Raw genomic sequence first — 19,431 nt, 5'->3', positions numbered from 1 at the left:
TGAATTATCTTAACAATGAACACTCATTATCATAGTATTATTGTGTTACAACAACAATACATTTATGCTTATTAGAGGAGGAAAATTAAACATGATATTACTTTCATCAATTGGTACTGGAGACCTTTATGGATATGTCGGTCTAATAATTACAGTTATTTTAGTGTTCTGGATTGTTTATTTAATAAAGAAACACACAAAAAACAGATAGTTATTTGAAAGAGATTTATGAATAACCGTTATATAAAAAAATGGACAATGATTAATGATTACGGTAATTATTTGCTTTTACTTGTGTTATCAAATGATTTTTTGTGTCCTATATTTTTAAAAATTAGATTTAATTTTTAATTGACAAGTTCATCTAACCTGCTGTATGCTAATGGCAACATAAATCGTCCTTAAAAACCGATGAAGTGGAGATCAAGATTACTGTGCACGCAAAGAGAGCCATCGTTGCTGAAAGTTATGGCCGAACGCAAGTAATTAAATGGACCACCGAGGGCTTTTCCGAAATTTCGAGAGTACGGAAAGACGTCAGACATACGTCAGTTGTCAAGAGAATGTTAGTTCTCTATAAAGTAGGGGTACATATTTAGGTTTCTCGTGAACCTAAAATGAACCCAATTGAGGTGGCACCGCGGGAAACCGTCCTTAACACATTGGCTGTTAAGGACGGTTTTTTGATATCTATAAACGGGGTGACACACATGGTAGAACAACGATGGCAACGCTCATTGATCAATTTCAAAACAAATTATGCAACTTATTTGGAGGAATTAAATCATGGGAATTTTTACGAACAAAAAGGCTTTATTACTTACAGGGATTATCATTCTTATCGGCGGAGTTAGTTTCGGGATTCATGCAAACTCAAAACAAGCCAGTGCCGCGCCAGCTCAAAAAATCAATTTATATGAGACCACTAATTTAACGAGTCTCGATGCCTCAAAAATAACCGACGGCGTTTCCAGCAGTCAATTGAGTCAAGTTGATGAAGGCTTGTACCGATTAAATAAAAATAGCCAACCAGTTAACGCATTGGCCAGCAAAACAACGATTTCTAAAGATGGCAAAACCTACACGATTAACTTACGCCACGATGGTCGGTGGAGTGATGGGCAAAAAGTCACTGCCCAGGACTTTGTCTATTCATGGGAACGAACGCTCAATCCTAAAACTAAGTCGGAATTCACATACTTATTTGCCAGTATCAAAAATGCTAGCGCCATCATGGTCGGCAAAAAATCGCCTAGTACTTTAGGCGTCAAAGCAACAAACAAATATCAATTAAAAATTAACTTGAGCAAACCAGTTCCCTATTTCAAAAAGCTCTTATCCGGAACGACTTTCTATCCGATTAGCCAAAAAGCAGTTAAAAAATACGGAACTAAATATGGAACCAGCGCAAAAACGACCGTTTATAATGGTCCGTTTACACTTAAGGGCTGGAACGGAACCAACGACAGCTGGACTCTAGCCAAGAACAACAGCTATCGCGATCATAAAGTGGTGAAACTCAATCAGATCAGGTATCAAGTGATCAAAACCGCCTCTACTGCTTACAATCTGTATCAATCACACAAACTTGATATGGTCACGCTCGCTGGCGAACAAAATACACAGAACAAAAATAATCCCGAATTGAAAACTTTATCATCTGGTCGCGTCGGTTTTATTCAGTACAACGAAAAGGATAAAACAGCAGCCAACAAAAATTTACGTACCGCCATTTCACTCACGATTAATCGCCAACAATTAGCAACTAAAATTTTAGAAAACGGCTCAACTGCTGCAAAGGCGTTTGGTGTGCACGATATGTTGAAGAACCCAAAGACTGATAAAGATTTCGTAGACGATGCCCATACCCCAAACACCATGGATTACAACATCACCAAAGCTAAAGCTCTCTATCAAACGGCGCAAAAACAATTAGGTAAAAAGCAATTAACCTTAAACATTACCTGTGCAAATGATGATACCAGTCAGCACACAGCCGATTATATTCAGGGTCAACTGATGAATCATTTAAAGGGTTTGAAGGTTACAATCAGCACGATGCCATTCCCTTCAATGTTAACTAAAGTTTCGCAAGGAGATTTTCAGCTTAATTTAACTAGCTGGGGCATGGATTTTGCCGATCCTACCCAAGCCCTTACCATCTTAACTTCAGATAGTAACTCTAATATGGGACACTATCAAAGTAAGGCGTACGATACGGCAATGAATACTGCTGATGGTAAAGATGCTTTGAACAACACTGCGCGTTATCATGATCTTGTCAAGGCTGCTCAAACGGCTGGAAAAGATCAGGCAGTCACACCGTTATACGAGAGTCGCTCACGAATGTTAGTAAAATCAAGCTTGCATGGAGTCGTCTACAACAAGTTTAGTGGCGCCATGGATTTTCGAACTGCTTATGTAAAATAATATTAAAGCTGGACCTACCTTAGTTGGTAGATCCAGCTTTTATTTCATATAAAGACAATATCATTCGTAGTAGTAGTTTAGAAGTGACGACTCTATTAATATTCTTCGCCATTTGTTACTTAACACTATTCAGAAAAAACGTTTAAATCCTTTTTATCTATTAACTTAGGTCCAATGACTTCATCATTTTGACCTCAATTAAAAATTTAAACTTCTGTCCAAAACTTAGACTGCCCATCATGAATCGATAACCTCAATTCAGCGGATCCGTTGTTAATTGATCCTAGAGAAATTTCAATATCACCATTATCAGCTATCTTTAAATCTTCCATATGATCAGCAATAATATTTTGTAACTGAACATCCAAATTTCTAAATTGATTAACCCGCTCCATTGCAGATGCTAACGTAAACCCATTATCAAGAAAGTATTTAATAGCACGAACCCGAAAAACAACCCGATAACTATACTTACGACTTCGTTCATTGGGTACTTCTACCGGCTTAATATACCCTTGTTCCACCCAATAACGTAATTGACTGGCCGGTACACCGGTAGCCTTCACTAAATCAGAAGTTCCAATTGTAATCCCGTCTGATTTTGAAATTTCTTGAATCAAATCCATCCAGTTTGAAAAGCTGTCAACACTTGCCATGACTACACCTCCGAGCGTTTTATTTGATTTAATTTTAACACAAAATCAAAAAAAGTCCACTTAACTATTGACTTTTTCCTCTCAGACTATGATAATAGCATCATATTTAAGGAGGAATCAATTATGAACACAGATATTAACGGAAAAAAATATAATCGAACCATGATGGTTATCATTTTATTAGTTGGAACATTTTTAAACGTATTAAATCAAACAGTTTTGGCCACTGCATTCCCTAATTTAATGAAATCATTTAGTATCAACGCATCAACAGTTCAATGGTTAACGACTGGATTTCTATTAGTTAACGGAATTATGATTCCCTTATCAGCTTGGCTATCCACACGTTTTAACACCAAATGGCTATGGATTAGTGCCATGACCGTTTTCACAATTGGCACCATTATGTGTTGGGCTGCCCCAACTTTTGCAATTCTACTAGCTGGGCGTTTAATTCAAGCGGTTGGTGTTGGCGTTGCAATGCCTTTATTGCAGACAATTATGTTTTCAATCTTTCCACCTGCACAACGTGGTTCCGCAATGGGATTAGTTGGAATCGCAGTTGGCGTCGGACCGGCAGTTGGACCTACACTATCTGGTTGGGTTATTGATAATGGAACTTGGCACGATATTTTTGGTATTATGATTCCGATTGCACTGCTTATTGTTATTGCCAGTTTCTTCTTTATGAGACCTGTTATTGAAAATCACAAAACTCATCTGGATTTTCTATCTCTAATTATGTCTAGTATTGGTTTTGGTTCATTACTTTACGGATTTTCAATGGTTGGCCAAGACGGTTGGTCATCCACTACTGTAATTACCTCTCTAATCATTGGAGTTCTCGTAATTGCAATATTCGCTTACCGTCAATTACACCTTAAGGAACCATTCTTGGAATTACGTGTCTTTAAATATGGTCAATTTACTGTTGCCAGTTTATTAGGTGCAATTGCTAACACCGCTATGACTGGTGCAGAACTTGTTTTACCAATGTACTTGCAGATTGCCAAAGGTCAATCTGCCTTAATTTCCGGCTTAACGCTTTTCCCTGGAGCAATCGTAATTGCTATAATGAACCCAATCACCGGAAAAATTGTTGATCGTTTTGGTGGCCGTGAGCTATCTATTGCTGGTTTATTTTTCTTAACCCTTGGGACGATTCCACTATGCTTCTTGACGTTGAACACTTCACTTTGGTGGATTATTCTAGTTTACTCAATTCGTATGTTAGGTGTATCAATGGTATTAATGCCGATTACCACCGTTGGTATGAACGCTCTTAATCGTTCATTGATTGCACATGGAACGGCCGTTAATAACACAGTTAAACAAATCTTCTCTTCAATTGGAACTGCGCTGGTTGTGTCTATCATGGCCAATGTAACTAAAAATCACATGCCTAATCCGGCTCACTACCTTGCTCAACCGCAATTATTGCACCACTTAACAATGCTAGCTAATCTCGATGGCTATAAAGCTGCATTTTTAGCCACCACAATTATGAGTGTAATCGGTTTTTTGATTGCCTTTTTAGTTAAACGGCCGAACAAGGAAGCGTAATAAAAAAATTAAAAGTAAACTTTAAAGATTTTTATTCTATCAAAGAAATGGAACATCTGAACTTTAGAATTCACCATTATGATTTTTTAAATCAGTTGTAAAGTACACAATAGTATAAGCCGCTTCAGCTAGTTTGAAATAATACAAATCACAAAACCGAATAATAAAGAAGTCCCGAAGATTAGATCGTTATCTAATTTCGGTAAACTCTCTTATTATCCGGTTTTTTGTCAATTAATTTATTTTTCCCATAAAAATTTTAAAATGGCGTGATCTACTTTAGGATTCGCATGTAGTTTGCTATGTTGGGCCAATTTTCCTTTCATCTCAAGTTCCTGATACGATTTAGCACGATCCTGAACCAAATAGCGCAGTGACTTAGATGAATAGTTTTGGACCGTTCCATCGCTACGATCACCAATATTTCCATAAATGTTTAAAACGGCTCCGTTTTGTGGATAGGTCTTTCGTAGTTTTAATAAAGCCTGATATGTTGGTATCATGTGGCGCGGTTTCCCCTGAGCATTAAGTGTGTTACCTTTAATCGCGTCGTATCCGCGAATTCCGGCGAAATGACCCGCAATATTAACTTCTTTATTTAGTTGCGGTAACCCTTTATTTTGAGGTGCGAAATCGGCCATGTAGTACATGACGGCCTCATTACCAACCGAATGCGAAACAGTATTAAATTTCTTGAAATGATAAGTCTGCTGAATTTTTTGTAAAACATTCCGTAACCACTTGCCGTCAGTCCGATAGCTTCGTTCATGATTATTTTGATAATTGATCATGACGATTGGATTGACGATATTTTTGCGTAAATGACCTACTAAGGTCACCTTGCCAGTTTTGGACACTTCTGCGCGAATCACACCATTCGTTGCATGCGCGTTTTGAACGGCCTTTACCATGTGCTTTTCGGCGTGATAACTGCTGCCATAGCCATGTAGAAACAATGTGGGGATGTTCGTTTGTTGATACTTACTAGCTATTTTGGGCTGGTGATTATGCACGTAAATACCCAGTAAGGCAGCCACAACAACCACAATTACTAAGCAAATAATTATTGCCTTTTTACTTATTTTAGTTAGCATATTGTTACTCCCCCAGCTTTCAGCCACTACTTATATGTAATATCTTTGGCCTTCATTTTACTTAACTCTTGTTTCAACTTCTTTTTTCGATCTTCAATCGTCTCAAGCCAAATACCGTTAAGAACGGCTTCACCGACAACTAATACCACCAACATAGTAACCAGATTAGCACTACCTTTAGTGACTATTAACCAGATCATAAATCCGAGAAAGATTACACCAGGAATCGCACCAACCCATCTGGGTAAATATCGATCCAGCAAGTAAATTGCCACTACAACAATTAAACCAAATAAAAGTCCTCTTAAATCACTCATTACTTTTCCTCCTTAAAATTAGTAATAATTTCTTTTGCGGATTCCAACGACAACTTCTCGTCAATGACCATCTGCATCACTTTACTCTCAAAAGAATTTCCTTTATTTTGTTCAATTAGCTTAATTTTCTGAATTACACGATCTAGCCGCACCCGAACCGTCGGATAACTAACTTGATAAATCTTAGCGAGTTGCTTTAATGATCCTGATGCTAACACTAACTGTTTTACAAACTCTTGGTCCTCAGGTTCCAAAGAAATAAACCAATCCATGAAAGTTATCTCCTTTAACTTTATTTATAAAAGTTTAACATTGTTAATACTAATAAGCAAAATAAATTTAATTTATAACTCAATATCATGAAAAAACAAGATCAAGATTTAGCCTTGATCTTGTTTCAAACACAATCTTTAAAAAAATCGATTTATTCATTATAAATAAAATTAAACTAAATTAATTGAATAGATAAAAATCAGAACAATATCAAAATTTAGCGTGACCAAAAATGCCTTAAAACAACAAATCTTTCAAAATATATCCTGCAGGGCAACATGTCTTGATAACGTCACAGACAAATGCTTTGAAAACAAAAATGCACTAACCAAAGCACTAACTGTACTGATCTTTATAATAAATAACTAAGCCATGCAGATTCATCTATGATTTGCCATTAATCAGGAATGCACACCGTTGCCAAGCTAGATATAAGTAATACTGTCGCGCAGTAGTTGTCAATTGCAGTACATCTAGCAAAACTAAGTAATAACTACTTGAATAGTTTTCCATAATCGTCCATAGAATAAGTAAAATGGCAATAAATGAGATTCCCTGCAAAACACGGGCCTGTTTAATTGTTTTGATGATGCTCTTATCCTTGGTCATCACTTTGGTTATTTGTTCAAGTGTGAGCTGTTTCTTAATTACATTAGTCCGTTTCTGGATTTCAAACCAAACTACCGCCAGAGCGATAAAAATAATAAGCATAATAGTAATAGATACCATATATTCTCCTTGCTTTCAAAAATGTCTTCGTTACCTTCCATTATATCGCAATCTGGATTGAAGCTCTGCAATGAACTCCGCAAACCAATTGAAATGTCTCAAAAACAAGTCTAATTTTCAATCTAAGCACCATATCTCAATTCTAAAATTAAACATATTTCACAAGTTAAAAGGCTAATAACCATTTTTTTTAAATTTCATACCAATAAAGTTTTACTTCTCATGAATCGGACAATGTCTCCTTTCAATCGGTATAGACCGAACGCAATATTGGTTAATTAGACGCTGTTTGGGTTGTGTAAGCGCTTGTTAATAGATTATTATGAACCATGTGTTATGGTTTTATAAATTATTTTTTTTTTTTAAGGAGGAGTATGGATATGAAGTCATATCTTCAACGCATGGGTCGTTCTTTACAATTACCCGTCGCAGTTTTACCCGCTGCAGCGTTATTAGTTGGTATTGGTCATTGGTTACCTGCAAAATGGGCCGTGGCACAATTCTTGCAAGCTGGCGGTAATGCCATTCTTGGTCAGCTGGCGCTTTTATTTGCGGTCGGTCTTGCACTTGGAATGTCAAAAGACAAAGATGGTGCCGCCGCTTTAGCTGGTGTGGTTGCTTATTTTGTTCCTGTTTCTGTTTTATCACCATCATCAGTTGCCTTGTTAAAGGGGATCAAGGAATCTCAAGTCGATCCATCCTTTGGTGCACTCAGTGGTAATGTTTTTATTGGTATTATTGCAGGTCTAATTGCCGCTGCTCTGTATAATCGGTTCCACGAAACCAAATTACCGATGGCCTTATCATTCTTTAGCGGTAAACGATTAGTTCCAATTATGTCCGCTTTAGTGATGTTATTTGTTACAGTGCTATTATTCTTTGTTTGGCCACCAGTATATGAAGCACTTGTTGCTTTTGGTAAATTCTTCGTTAGTTTAGGTGCTGTTGGTGCTGGTCTATATGGATTCTTCAACCGCTTGCTGATTCCAACTGGTTTGCATCAAGCTTTGAACTCAGTATTCTGGTTCAACGTTGCAGGAATCAATGATATTGGTAAATTCTGGGCTAACGAAGGTGTCAAGGGAGTTACCGGTATGTACATGGGTGGTTTCTTCCCAGTTATGATGTTTGGGTTACCTGCTGGTGCATACGCAATTTATCGTAATGCCCGTCCTGAACGGAAAAAGGAAACAGCTTCCTTAATGATGGCTGGTGCGTTTGCTTCGTTCTTCACTGGCGTTACTGAACCATTGGAATTCTCTTTCATGTTCGTTGCATGGCCTTTATACGTTCTTCATGCAGTATTTACAGGCTTATCTTTAGGTTTTGCCGCATTTATGCATTGGACTGCCGGATTTACGTTTAGTGCCGGATTAGTTGACTTCGTTTTAAGTTCACGAATGCCAATTGCCAACATGCCTTACATGTTGTTGGTTCAAGGGCTTGTCATGGCTGTTATTTATTACTTTGGCTTTAATTTTGCCATCCAGAAATTTAATTTGATGACTCCTGGTCGTGAACCTGTTGAAGCCGATGCAGCTGACAGTGTTGATGTTGCAATCGATACTGATGATAGCGACGATAAATATAGTATCCAAGCTAAAAAGATTTATACAGCCATTGGTGGTAAAGATAACATCACTTCCATTGATAACTGTACAACTCGTTTGCGTTTGCAGTTAAAAGATACTGATACAATTAATAAAGGTGCCATTAAAGGTGCTGGTGCCATTGGTATGAACGTTTTAGACAAAACTAATCTTCAAATTGTAATTGGAACTGAAGTTCAATTTGTTGCTGATGCATTGACAAATCTTTATAAACAAGGCGCTCCAATAGGTAAGATTACTAGCAATGCTGCTACCCCAACTCAGGAAACTAAGGTGAGTGAAAACGTTAATTCTGGTGCAGTTGACACGTTCTATACACCAACTGCCGGTCAATTGCTCGCAATTGAAGACGTCAACGATCCAACTTTCTCACAAAAAATGTTAGGTGATGGCTATGCTGTTGAACCTTCAGATGGCAAAGTTGTTTCACCTGTTGATGGTGAGATTGCAACTGTCTTCCCTACTAAACACGCCATTGGAATTAAAACCGATAATGGTTTGGAAGTGCTTGTTCATATGGGCTTAGACACCGTTGAACTTAAAGGAAAACCATTTATAGTAAACGTTTCTGAAGGTCAAAAAGTTCGTCATGGTGATGTTTTAGCTACTGCTGACCTGCAAGCAATTAAACAGGCTGACAAGGGCACAACCATGATCGTCATTATTACAAATATGCCTGCTGTAGGCTACATGAAGTTCGATGGTCTTGCTCGTCAAGTTGGTAATGATGAAGAAGTTGTTAAAGTCACATTGAAGTAAAAGTTAAATTAATAAAACCAAATGCAAAAAAGATCGTTCCTCGGAACGACCTTTTTGTATACATACTTATTGAAAAAAAGGACGCTAATCGGATAACCATCCAGTTAACGTTTTTTTATGGAGTTAGTTACTTTCAGAAACTGAAACACAATTCATAACACGTGCAATTCTCATCTGATTCCTGCATAATGCTCTTGAAAAGTCGAGAGGGGGAAAGCAAAATGAAACTCGACAAACAGGAAACTCTTAGCAAGGTTTATAACCTGATTTTAAACCCAGCAACTAGAGACTGGGAGCGAACCCAGCTGCTTACAATGAAAAACGCGGTTGAAAAAGGAGCAGACTTCAATACAAAGCTTGCACAACTTGAAGTTGCCCTGCGTCCTTTAGCATGGCGTGATAACTTGACCCCCGATGTGGCAGATTTTTATGCAAAAATAACAAATGCTCCGGACCAAGCTGCCCCATTTAACGTGGCAAAACATCAAAATTTGGCCAGTCCATACTATGAACGCGCAATATTTGCCGGTGGCTGCTTTTGGTGCATGGTGGAACCCTTTGAAACCCGCCCTGGGATCATTTCTGTGTTATCTGGCTATACAGGTGGCCACGTAGCCAGACCAACTTACGATGAAGTGGCTGGGCAACAAACAGGCCATGTGGAAGCCGTTGAAATTGTCTTTGACACCCGTGTTATTCGGTATGCTGATTTAGTGCATCTTTACTGGCAAATTACAGATCCTACTGACAACATGGGACAGATCAATGACCGTGGCAATGAATACCGGCCAATTATTTTTATCCAAAATACGCACCAACGCAAAATTGCAGAAGCCTCAAAACAAGCATTAATTGCATGTGGAAAATATAAACGACCAATTGTAACTGAAATCTTGTCTGCAACTAAATTCTGGCCCGCAGAAAACTTCCATCAAGAGTTTTATAAAAAGAATCCCATCAGATATAAAAGAATGGAACATGCTCGACAACAGTATTTGGCAATGCAACATTTGCAGGGAAAAATACGTGTAGGATTGGGGAAATTTAGAAAGAAAAACTAATCTATTTACTGTAATTCACCGTTCTTAACGCTAAAAATACTGAAACAATTGAGTAGAATATCTATCCCTCGACGTTGATCTAATAAGGCAACAACGTTGATAATATGCTTTTTTTGCGCATCCAAATGTGCGATAAGTCTGTAACAGCTGCTAACAATCAATCACTGTAAACCCAATCTTTTTGAATCTAATTATCAACGAATCCTTAAAACCTTCTACAAAACTTTTATCCAAAACTACTGACAGATTTCTACGAGCTCTAGAACATCCAACATAAAACAATTTATATGCTAATAATATTCTTTCTATCTTTGTGCTAGAAAACACTTTTTTTAAATTTATCTGTGTTTGCTTTTTAATGTAATTTTTATAATAATCTTTATACACATTTTTAAAGAAGAAATCATCATGAAATTCATTACAAACTTCAAATGCCATTTCACGTCCATATTTTGAATCTGTTTTTACTTTATCTTTATCCACTTTTGTAAGAAAACTTTGATATTTAGTAACGAAGATCTCAAAATCTCTTAAAGACATAGGTCTTTTTGACCACAATTCAAAAAAATCAAACATATTAATAAATGGTTGATGGCGACTATCCTCAGCAGAAAAAATAATTGAATCATGACTTTCTCCCTTAACTCCATGTTGAGTAGACACATTTTCTGTATTTTGTTCTAAGTTAATTAGTTCCTTTAATTGCACATCTAATGTTTTTTGATACTCCTCACTATCTAAAACATCACGTATAAAAATATCGTCTAGTAATGCATTTTCCCTCAATTTGTCTAAAAATTCTCCGATAGTTATTTCATCATTTAAAAAGCAATCAAATATGGTCTTCCATAACTTAAACGTTTTTTGCTTATCCTTTTTTGACTTAACAGTAACTGAGGCTCCGAATTTTCGACCGTTATGATTAATTAACTTAAAAAAGCTTCCATACTCATGCTTTTCCCATTTCAATTTGGATTTATATAAAACTAACAAACACCTCATCAAAATATCAGGATTATCATCTTCATTTTTATTCAATAAAACATCTACCGCATGAATATTTTTAACGAATCCATACTTATCCATACTTTGAAATGAATCAAACAAATCGAGCGCTCCAATACGGTCAAACCTCTCTCGATTAAAAACATACAGAACTAAGGTACCTGGGTATTCACTAACGATACCATTAATACAGCTTTCCCGTTCATCACCAGTCACTAAATAAACTGTTGGTTGAAAATCACTTTTTTCAATTTTCATGTTGTCTGGTGAACTCTGAATCCTTTGTGAATTATTATAAATATTGTTCAACAAGTCAATAATCATTTGATTAGATCGAAAATTTATAGTTTTTCTAGTTTTGTTTTCTATTTGACGTAAAGTCCCTTTCATTTCTTCTGAATATTTTTGATATATTTGCTGCATAGAATCGCCGAACAGATACAAGCTTACATTCGTTTTATCATTAACTGCATCAAGAAATAAGCTCAGTATAGATTCAGCTGTATCTTGATACTCATCAATTATAATTAAATCAAATCGTCTATTTATTTTAGTAAATAGCTTTGGATAACGCCTTGTCACTTTGACTGTGAAATCCAGTAAATCATCATGTCCTAATTGACCATAGTAAAAGGATGAATATTGTGATTTACCATAAAATAATCCTTTTTTTAAAAGATTATTTTTAATTGTGTCTAGATCTAATTGACCATATTTTTTCCTATACTCATCATTTCCCTTCCTTTTCGTGTTTGAAATGTTTTTCCTGATTTTTTCACCATACTCTTTTAAATAGTAATTAATAATTGATTCATTTTTAAACAAAGGACTAATAAAATCATTTATAAAAGAATGTATAGTACTAATGTACACACGGTTGCTTATAATATTCTTTTTTAATTCTTTCATTGCTCGATTGAGAGTGTCAAATTTTATGTGTAAATGAAAAAGCCTCTCACTTTTGAACTAAAACATTGATTCTAAAGTGTCTTGAACTAGGTTGAACCCTTTATGTGTTCGTCGCCCAAATTTGTCATTGTAATCAAGAATTACAGTCATTAAGGTTCTTTCCAAAGATTCTTCGTTGGGAAATTGTTCACGTTTCTTTGTTTGTCGCTTAAATTTTTTGTTAAATGATTCGATAAGATTGGTACTATAAATACTAGACCGGATAGCCGGTGGAAAATTAAAAAATACCAGTAATTTCTGGTTCTTTAATAAAGCTTGCGTAACTTTGGGATATCTTTTGCGCCAATGGTCAACAAAGTTGGCTAAGCTGTGCTCAGCCATTCGTTTATTGGTTGCTTGATGAATTAACTTAAAATCATTTAACACAGCTTTACGGTCATGAACCCGTACATGATGCGAAATATTACGACTTACATGAACTAGGCATTGCTGAATAACGGCGTTTGGATAATATTTACCAACGGCAGTTTCGAGGCCAACCAATCCATCGGCCACAAAAAGTAAGGTTTGTTGTACGCCACGATCCTTCAAATCAGCTAATACTTCAGACCACACAGAACTAGATTCTGTCGGAGCTATCTTGTAAGACAGCACTTCCTTATGACCATTAGGTTGAATGCCAATCGCAATATGAACTGCTTCTTTGGCAACTGTGTCACGTCGCAAGGGAAGATATGTGGCATCTAAATAAACGACAGCGTACCGTTCTGATAACGTTCGATTCTTGAAAGCTTCAACTTGTTCGTTAACTACCTTAGTTAGATTGGAAACTGTCTGTGGCGTGTAATAGGAACCATACATTTTTTCCATCAGATCGGCGATCTCATGAGTGGTAATTCCCTTTTGATAAAGCTGAATGATGGTTTGTTCTAACTGGTCTGTTCGTCGTTGATAGGCTGGTAATGTGTGGTTAACAAATTCTCCGTTTCGATCACGGGGAATCGTAAGATTCAATTCGCCATATTTTGTATTAAAGGTTCTCGTGTAGTGGCCATTACGAGAATTTCCTGAATTGAAGCCATTCCTATCATAGGGCTCATAACCTAAAAATGCAGAAAGTTCATTTTGTAATAGCTCATTAACGGCCGTTTCTAGTTGATCTTTGAAAATAATATCTAGATCCTGACGCTGCGCTAGTGCTGTGACGATTTCTTTGGTAAACTGATTCATGGGGAAGCCTCCTGTGATGTTTGTTTAGACGCTAACTATCATAAGGGAGAGGCTTCCCTTTTTCAATGAATCATTTACACATAATTATTTAAACACTCGCTCGATTTGTAAAAGTAATACACAGTACTTGTGATTTATTGTTTTTTATCAAATACTGATTAATTTGGCTTCTAATACTGAATGTTTTTCCGCTACCGGCCGGAGCATCAATAATTTTTACATTTTTATATTTTTTTTGATTACTCATCCTACTAACCAATTTAATCCCTTCTGAATATAATTAGGTAGCATATTCTTAACTTGATTATTAAGAATAACCGAGAACATGAAGTTCGTTTTTCCATTTGATGTTGAATTTAAAATTTCAATTAAGGATGGGGTGCTTTCTTGATCCTTAGGTATAGAAAATTGCAATTTTGATTCTTTACGACTTTTTTCCCATTTGGATACAGTTCTTCTTTCAAATGGATTTAAATTAAACTTTTTGGCCAGCATCGCAGCTTCTAGTGTTCTAGTATATTTATCTTCTTTTGTTTGGCATCCAAGATATATCAAACCTTCGCTTACTACATTTCCATCTAAGCGTCTCTTATCAGTTGTTTCAATCACATTCTTACATTTCGATAACCATTTATATATATCTCTCACCTTTTCATTATCAGTTTTACGCCCTTGAGCTCGAAACAAATCTAAAATTGCACCATTAGTTATCGTCGTATCCATCAGCTTCTCAATACTGTCCGTTTTTTTGTCATAATCTATATCTGTTAAAATTAAAGACTTCACTCTCAGATACTTAAGTAATTTAATATACGTGTGCGCATAGGCACCTCCAACTTGTACATACGCAATATATTTGTGCTTTAACGCTTCATAAGCACCATCCTCATTTATCACTTGACTAAGATATAAGCGTTCAGTATCACCTTCAAACAAGATAGCCGCATCGGCAAATAATATATCCGCAAAACCTATTACTTTAAAAAAAGTTTTAAAATTTTCAATAACATTTTTCTGTTCATTAGATACATTTTCTTTATTAGCCTCAGACAATTTATTGATAAATTTAGATAAATCATAAACCTTACTATTGAACAGTGTTTCCATTCTTATAACTCGAAGTCTATTTACCTCTATTCCTCTTACAAGTTCTGTTGAATGCGTAGTAATCAACCCTTGCAAATTTTTATTATCATATATTTTTAGTAATTCTTGAGTAAATACATTCTGCATTTGCGGGTGCATATGCGACTCCGGTTCTTCAATCACAAGAAAGTTTACTTTCTGTTCATCCCGTCTTTGAATAAACGTTTCAATTTGAGTATGTAAATAAATTAAATTATTATAACCCAGGCCCTGAGAAGTCTCATTTAATTTATAAGATGAATTATCTGAACCAATATAAGAATACTGTGCACGAGTTGTTCCATCAATAAGCTTTTGAACATCATCTTCTGACACATCAACATTTAATGATATTTCTCCAGTATGTCCACCATTAGATCCTGATATTTTTTTTAATACATCATTTAAAATATTAACTGAATTATCCTCTATTACCTTGTTCAATTTACCATTTTGTATTGTTTGAAGAACATCAGTGGATAGTGCATTAATTCCAGAACTCCATTCTTCATTTCCACTAGTAAGTGATATTAAATCCTTGCTTAAAGTATGTTGTGTATTATTGAAATCCTCCACTATCCGTGCGGCCGGAATATTTCCAAAGTTAAAAAGTTGATGAAAATCATTTTGATCGACTATTTCATTTTGAATTTTATATTTTTTATCAGTGAAAAAGAAATGTGGCGCAATGTGTTCACAATAAATTTTCAATAATAATTTAGATTTAAATATTTCATTATCATTGAATTTCGACAAATTAATTACTATTGCCTCTAAAAAACTACTAATATTTAAAGTGATTTTACAAATGAAATAAAAAGAGTTTTCATTTTCCTTTAAATCCATGAGATAATTAACAAATTTAGAAATATCATCCTTATCACTGTAATTGATTTGCCATTTAGTAATGGTTTCAGGAATCAATAATTTACTATCCTCTTCCATCATTTCATCCTGTAGAGTACTTAATTTCTCTCCAAGTTTATCCGCATTTGTTTTTTTCAATACATCTATTATACTATCGAATTGCTTTAACCATTGTTGCTGATCATATGCGTTGAAATCTGCTACATTAAAATTGAATTTTTTGTCCGATAAAGTTCTTTTCATCAACTGAATTAAAGACGTTTTTCCACTATTATTCGGACCAGCAAGTATACTTGTATTTTTTTCAAAATTGATAGTAATGTTTTTTAATTGTCTAAAATTATTGACTTCTAATTTTTGTATATACATTTTATCTCCTCTTTTTCGTCATGGATTAGGGTATTAATGTAAAGGTCACAATATTTATGTAGTTCCTCATTATTTTTGTACATTCTTCATTTATGATACGGGCTCCCAGCATTAATCATAAACGCTCGATAAACCTGCTCAACTAATACTAACCGCATAAGCTGATGCGGCAACGTAAACCGTCCAAACGAAACGTGCGCATTCGCCCGTTTAATCACAGCCGGACTTAATCCTAACGACCCACCAATCACAAATGTGAGATCAGAGTGACCGTACGTTGCTAACTGATCGATCTCCTTCGCAAACTCCTCAGACGAACGTTCCTTACCTAAGATCTCTAAACTAAAGACATACTCACGTTCTTTAATCTTATCCAGAATACGTTGACCTTCTTTTTCTTTGACCTCAGCCATCTCTGCGTCACTTAGAGATTCCGGAGCCTTCTCATCGGGAACTTCCACAATGCTAAACTTACAGAATTTACTGAGCCTTTTTGCATATTCTGCGATTCCCTGCTTGAAATACTTCTCCTTGAGTTTTCCGACCACAATAAACTTGATGTTCATAAAAACACTCCTTTACACAAGTTATTCACAAAGTTATCCACAGGCTGGTGAACAAAAATCCTATATATAGGGGTCAAATATTCATCAACACAACATAGGCTATGCACAACTTGTCAACATTAAATTTAGTTATCCACTGTTTTCAATAGTAACACATGTTCGTATCCACAGGCTACAAACACCGGTATCAAAGCATTTATGGTGTTCGCTTTTTTGTGAAACAAATTTAGTCCACAGGTTTCGCCCCAACCTGTGGATAACTTTTGTAAGCAATTCATAACCTATTCCTACCCGCTTCTGGACTTCTTCAAAATTTGCCATTTGAGTTATTCACAAAGTTATCCACAGTTGTCCACAAATGTTTTTCACAGAGATTTTTCGATCTGAACGATACATAATTCTTAATGGGGTTAACGTTCGTTTTTATTTCCACAAATGCCCGTTTCACCTTAATAAAATCTTTAGAATATTTAAGATCATTCGGAATCACAAATATCGGTAAAAATAAAGTGGATTCTCTAAACTAGTTAAAATTTATGGCGACCAGTAGCGTTTAGGAATCCTTATGCATTTCCTGTGTATAATTCTACACTATCTGCTTTTAATTAAAAACAACGTAAAGACACAAAAAGACGCCAAGCCTAAACTTGACGTCTTTCTCTTACCTACTTTTACTTATCTTGTGAACTTAATTCACTTGTTGTTTCTGTTAGTTTAATGATTCCTGTTTTTAGCGTACTACCACGGTACCAACTAATTTTAACTGAATCGCCAACTTTGAGCTTATATAGCTTATCTCTCAAAGTAGCCACACTTGTGATCTTAGTGCCATCTAGATTTGTAACAACATCGTACTTCTTCAAACCAGCATTGCGTGCTGGTGAACTAGCATACGTATTATAAATGACTGCCCCTTCAGTTACCTTAGAAGGTAGTTTAAGAATTGATTTTTGTTGACTAGCCGTAATATCTGTTAGATCTAGCAACGAAGCCCCAATTGCTGGTCGAACAATCTTACCTTTTTCAATCAATTGATTAATTATTGTCACAACTTCATTCGAAGGAATCGCAAATCCCATTCCTTCCACGCTTGTACCCGAAGAACCACTGCTTGCAAGCTTCATGGAGTTAATCCCCACAACTTGTCCTGCTAAGTTAATCAGCGGACCGCCAGAGTTACCAGAGTTAATGGCAGCATCTGTTTGAATAACCGTTGCTTCACCGGTCTCTTGACCAGATTCATTCGTTGTTGCAACTGTTCGTTTCTTAGCTGAAATAATTCCTTGCGTTAATGATGTTGCATAGTCGGAGCCCAGTGGTGACCCAATGGCCAAGGCTGTTTCACCAACTTTAATACTGTTGGAATTTCCGAAACTAGCAACTGTCGAAACTTCTGAGGAATTGATCTTCAAAACTGCTAAGTCGGTCACACTATCTTTTCCAACGACCTTAGCAGATAATTTTTTACCATTACTCATGATAATTTCAACAGCATTAGAACCAGAAATCACATGATTATTCGTAACTACATAAGCAGCGTTACCACTCTTTTTATAAATAACTCCAGAACCTTCTGCATATGTTTCCAAATTGTTGGATTTTGAACTCGAGTTAGAACTTGAGGACGAATTCCCAAAGATTGATCCGTAAAGACTGTTATTTGAATTTGAACTTTCCTTCTTTAAATTAATAACTGTCACAACCGCGTTTTTTATGCTGCTGTACGCCTTTTCAGACTGGCTGCTAACATTGACATTCACATTACTTGTCTTTGTTGTTCCTGTACTATTTGAGCCACTTGGAACGGCCGTTTCTGATTCTGCTTGCCGATTATTAATGTAATTGCCGACTCCAAACGCAATACCACCGCCAATTAAACCAGCAATCAACGCCGTAACAATGACGGTCCATAAGTTTTTATTTTTCATAGCCATATGCGATCAAATGACCGCGCTATCCCCCTTTATTCAATTAATTGTAACTGGTTACATGGTATCAATAAATTGTGATGAAAATATGAATGATTTTAATATTTTTAATTAAATTACCGTCAATTTGGATGCAACTGCATGATCCGTGTCTAACAATTGAAAATCATGGCCAACTCCCAAATCTTTATTTTTCATCATCGAAGCAACCGTTAAATGAGCAAGTTCCTTCATATTATTATGCAAACTGAGATGGCCAAGAAAAATCTTTTTAGTGTTATATCCCATGACATCCATTAGGGCGTTTGCACCAGCTTCATTAGATAAATGCCCGTGATCACTTAAAATCCGTTGTTTCAATGGCCATGGGTAGCTCCCCATTCGCAACATTTCGACATCATGATTGACTTCGAACAAATAGGCATCTGCGTTTTCAATTTGACCTTCAACACGCTCTGAAACATAGCCGGTATCAGTCAAAATAACAAACGACTTGCCATTGTGATGAAACTCGTAGAACTGAGGTTCAGCAGCATCATGGGAAACCGCAAAACTTTCAACATCAAGATCGCCAAATGATTTCGTCTTACCGACTTCGAAAATATTTTTCTGAGCCTCTGGAATTGGTCCAATTTTGGGAGTGATTGCATTCCAGGTTCCTTGATTCGCATATAGATCAAGGTTATAACGCCGAGCCAAAACGCCAGCGCCCTTAATATGATCTGTATGCTCATGCGTAAGAAACAGAGCATCAACATCAGAAAGATCTCGGCCAATGCTGTTCATAAGTGCCTCAATCTTTTTACCACTTAACCCAGCATCAACCAACATTTTATGCTGCGGTGTTTCAATGTAAGTCACATTCCCGGTACTGCCACTTGCCAAAACACTAATTTTCATGTCATCTTCACTCATGAATTCCATTACTCCTTATCCAAAC

The 19,431-nt window shown here is 36.1% G+C and carries 16 protein-coding genes; 4 read left to right on the top strand and 12 right to left on the bottom strand.

Annotation, left to right across the window (positions count from 1 at the left end):
* Positions 1 to 786: 786 nt before the first annotated feature.
* The gene (locus ADU73_RS04820; protein WP_062913226.1) at positions 787 to 2,430 is read left to right on the top strand and encodes a peptide ABC transporter substrate-binding protein; all 1,644 of its coding nucleotides are present in this window, start codon (positions 787 to 789) and stop codon (positions 2,428 to 2,430) included.
* Positions 2,431 to 2,636: 206 nt separating this feature from the next.
* Here the strand turns inward: ADU73_RS04820 and ADU73_RS04815 are convergent, their stop codons facing one another.
* On the bottom strand, positions 2,637 to 3,086 hold the full coding sequence (locus tag ADU73_RS04815; protein WP_046871424.1) for a MerR family transcriptional regulator: 450 nt from the start codon (positions 3,084 to 3,086) through the stop codon (positions 2,637 to 2,639).
* Between the two features lie 123 nt (positions 3,087 to 3,209).
* Here ADU73_RS04815 and ADU73_RS04810 point away from each other — a divergent pair, with 123 nt between their 5' ends.
* A complete protein-coding gene (locus ADU73_RS04810; protein WP_100212790.1) occupies positions 3,210 to 4,649 on the top strand; it encodes an MDR family MFS transporter in 1,440 nt (479 codons plus the stop codon).
* A 239-nt stretch (positions 4,650 to 4,888) separates the two neighbouring features.
* On the opposite strand, the gene ADU73_RS04805 is transcribed toward ADU73_RS04810, so the two are convergent.
* The 4 genes from ADU73_RS04805 to ADU73_RS04790 all read right to left on the bottom strand — a co-directional run bounded on the left by ADU73_RS04805 (position 4,889) and on the right by ADU73_RS04790 (position 7,044).
* Positions 4,889 to 5,743, bottom strand: coding sequence for an alpha/beta hydrolase (locus ADU73_RS04805; protein ID WP_062913225.1), 855 nt, complete (start codon positions 5,741 to 5,743; stop codon positions 4,889 to 4,891).
* Between the two features lie 26 nt (positions 5,744 to 5,769).
* The gene (locus ADU73_RS04800; protein WP_046871426.1) at positions 5,770 to 6,060 is read right to left on the bottom strand and encodes a hypothetical protein; all 291 of its coding nucleotides are present in this window, start codon (positions 6,058 to 6,060) and stop codon (positions 5,770 to 5,772) included.
* Positions 6,060 to 6,332, bottom strand: a complete 273-nt coding sequence (locus tag ADU73_RS04795; protein WP_046871427.1) for a DUF2089 family protein — start codon at positions 6,330 to 6,332, stop codon at positions 6,060 to 6,062. The genes ADU73_RS04800 and ADU73_RS04795 overlap by 1 nt, the downstream gene beginning before the upstream one ends.
* Before the next feature lie 385 nt (positions 6,333 to 6,717).
* On the bottom strand, positions 6,718 to 7,044 hold the full coding sequence (locus ADU73_RS04790; protein WP_145913132.1) for a hypothetical protein: 327 nt from the start codon (positions 7,042 to 7,044) through the stop codon (positions 6,718 to 6,720).
* A gap of 398 nt (positions 7,045 to 7,442) precedes the next feature.
* Between ADU73_RS04790 and nagE the strand changes: the two genes are divergently transcribed.
* Both nagE and msrA read left to right on the top strand, forming a co-directional pair.
* A complete protein-coding gene (nagE, locus tag ADU73_RS04785; protein WP_046871429.1) occupies positions 7,443 to 9,431 on the top strand; it encodes an N-acetylglucosamine-specific PTS transporter subunit IIBC in 1,989 nt (662 codons plus the stop codon).
* A 221-nt stretch (positions 9,432 to 9,652) separates the two neighbouring features.
* Positions 9,653 to 10,492, top strand: coding sequence for a peptide-methionine (S)-S-oxide reductase MsrA (msrA, locus tag ADU73_RS04780; RefSeq protein ID WP_046871430.1), 840 nt, complete (start codon positions 9,653 to 9,655; stop codon positions 10,490 to 10,492).
* A gap of 150 nt (positions 10,493 to 10,642) precedes the next feature.
* On the opposite strand, the gene ADU73_RS04775 is transcribed toward msrA, so the two are convergent.
* The 7 genes from ADU73_RS04775 to ADU73_RS04750 all read right to left on the bottom strand — a co-directional run bounded on the left by ADU73_RS04775 (position 10,643) and on the right by ADU73_RS04750 (position 19,406).
* A complete protein-coding gene (locus ADU73_RS04775; protein ID WP_062913224.1) occupies positions 10,643 to 12,406 on the bottom strand; it encodes a UvrD-helicase domain-containing protein in 1,764 nt (587 codons plus the stop codon).
* Positions 12,407 to 12,463: 57 nt separating this feature from the next.
* Entirely contained in the window at positions 12,464 to 13,636 is a 1,173-nt protein-coding gene (locus ADU73_RS04770) for an IS256 family transposase (protein WP_010620873.1), read from the bottom strand.
* Between the two features lie 88 nt (positions 13,637 to 13,724).
* The gene (locus ADU73_RS10715) at positions 13,725 to 13,883 is read right to left on the bottom strand and encodes a UvrD-helicase domain-containing protein (protein ID WP_145930484.1); all 159 of its coding nucleotides are present in this window, start codon (positions 13,881 to 13,883) and stop codon (positions 13,725 to 13,727) included.
* On the bottom strand, positions 13,880 to 15,997 hold the full coding sequence (locus tag ADU73_RS04765) for an AAA family ATPase (RefSeq protein ID WP_056986209.1): 2,118 nt from the start codon (positions 15,995 to 15,997) through the stop codon (positions 13,880 to 13,882). The genes ADU73_RS10715 and ADU73_RS04765 overlap by 4 nt, the downstream gene beginning before the upstream one ends.
* Before the next feature lie 86 nt (positions 15,998 to 16,083).
* Positions 16,084 to 16,563 (bottom strand): 23S rRNA (pseudouridine(1915)-N(3))-methyltransferase RlmH, encoded by a 480-nt coding sequence (gene rlmH, locus ADU73_RS04760; RefSeq protein ID WP_046872136.1) that lies wholly within the window; start codon positions 16,561 to 16,563, stop codon positions 16,084 to 16,086.
* A 671-nt stretch (positions 16,564 to 17,234) separates the two neighbouring features.
* Positions 17,235 to 18,491: a S1C family serine protease gene (locus ADU73_RS04755; RefSeq protein ID WP_056986211.1), complete on the bottom strand. Its 1,257-nt coding sequence runs from the start codon at positions 18,489 to 18,491 to the stop codon at positions 17,235 to 17,237.
* Between the two features lie 111 nt (positions 18,492 to 18,602).
* Positions 18,603 to 19,406, bottom strand: coding sequence for an MBL fold metallo-hydrolase (locus ADU73_RS04750; RefSeq protein ID WP_046872134.1), 804 nt, complete (start codon positions 19,404 to 19,406; stop codon positions 18,603 to 18,605).
* Positions 19,407 to 19,431: the final 25 nt, after the last annotated feature.

This window comes from Pediococcus damnosus, assembly GCF_001611155.1.
Lineage (GTDB): Bacteria > Bacillota > Bacilli > Lactobacillales > Lactobacillaceae > Pediococcus > Pediococcus damnosus.
Note: the sequence above shows the minus strand (reverse complement) of the source record. Positions and strands in the feature narration are given on the sequence as shown.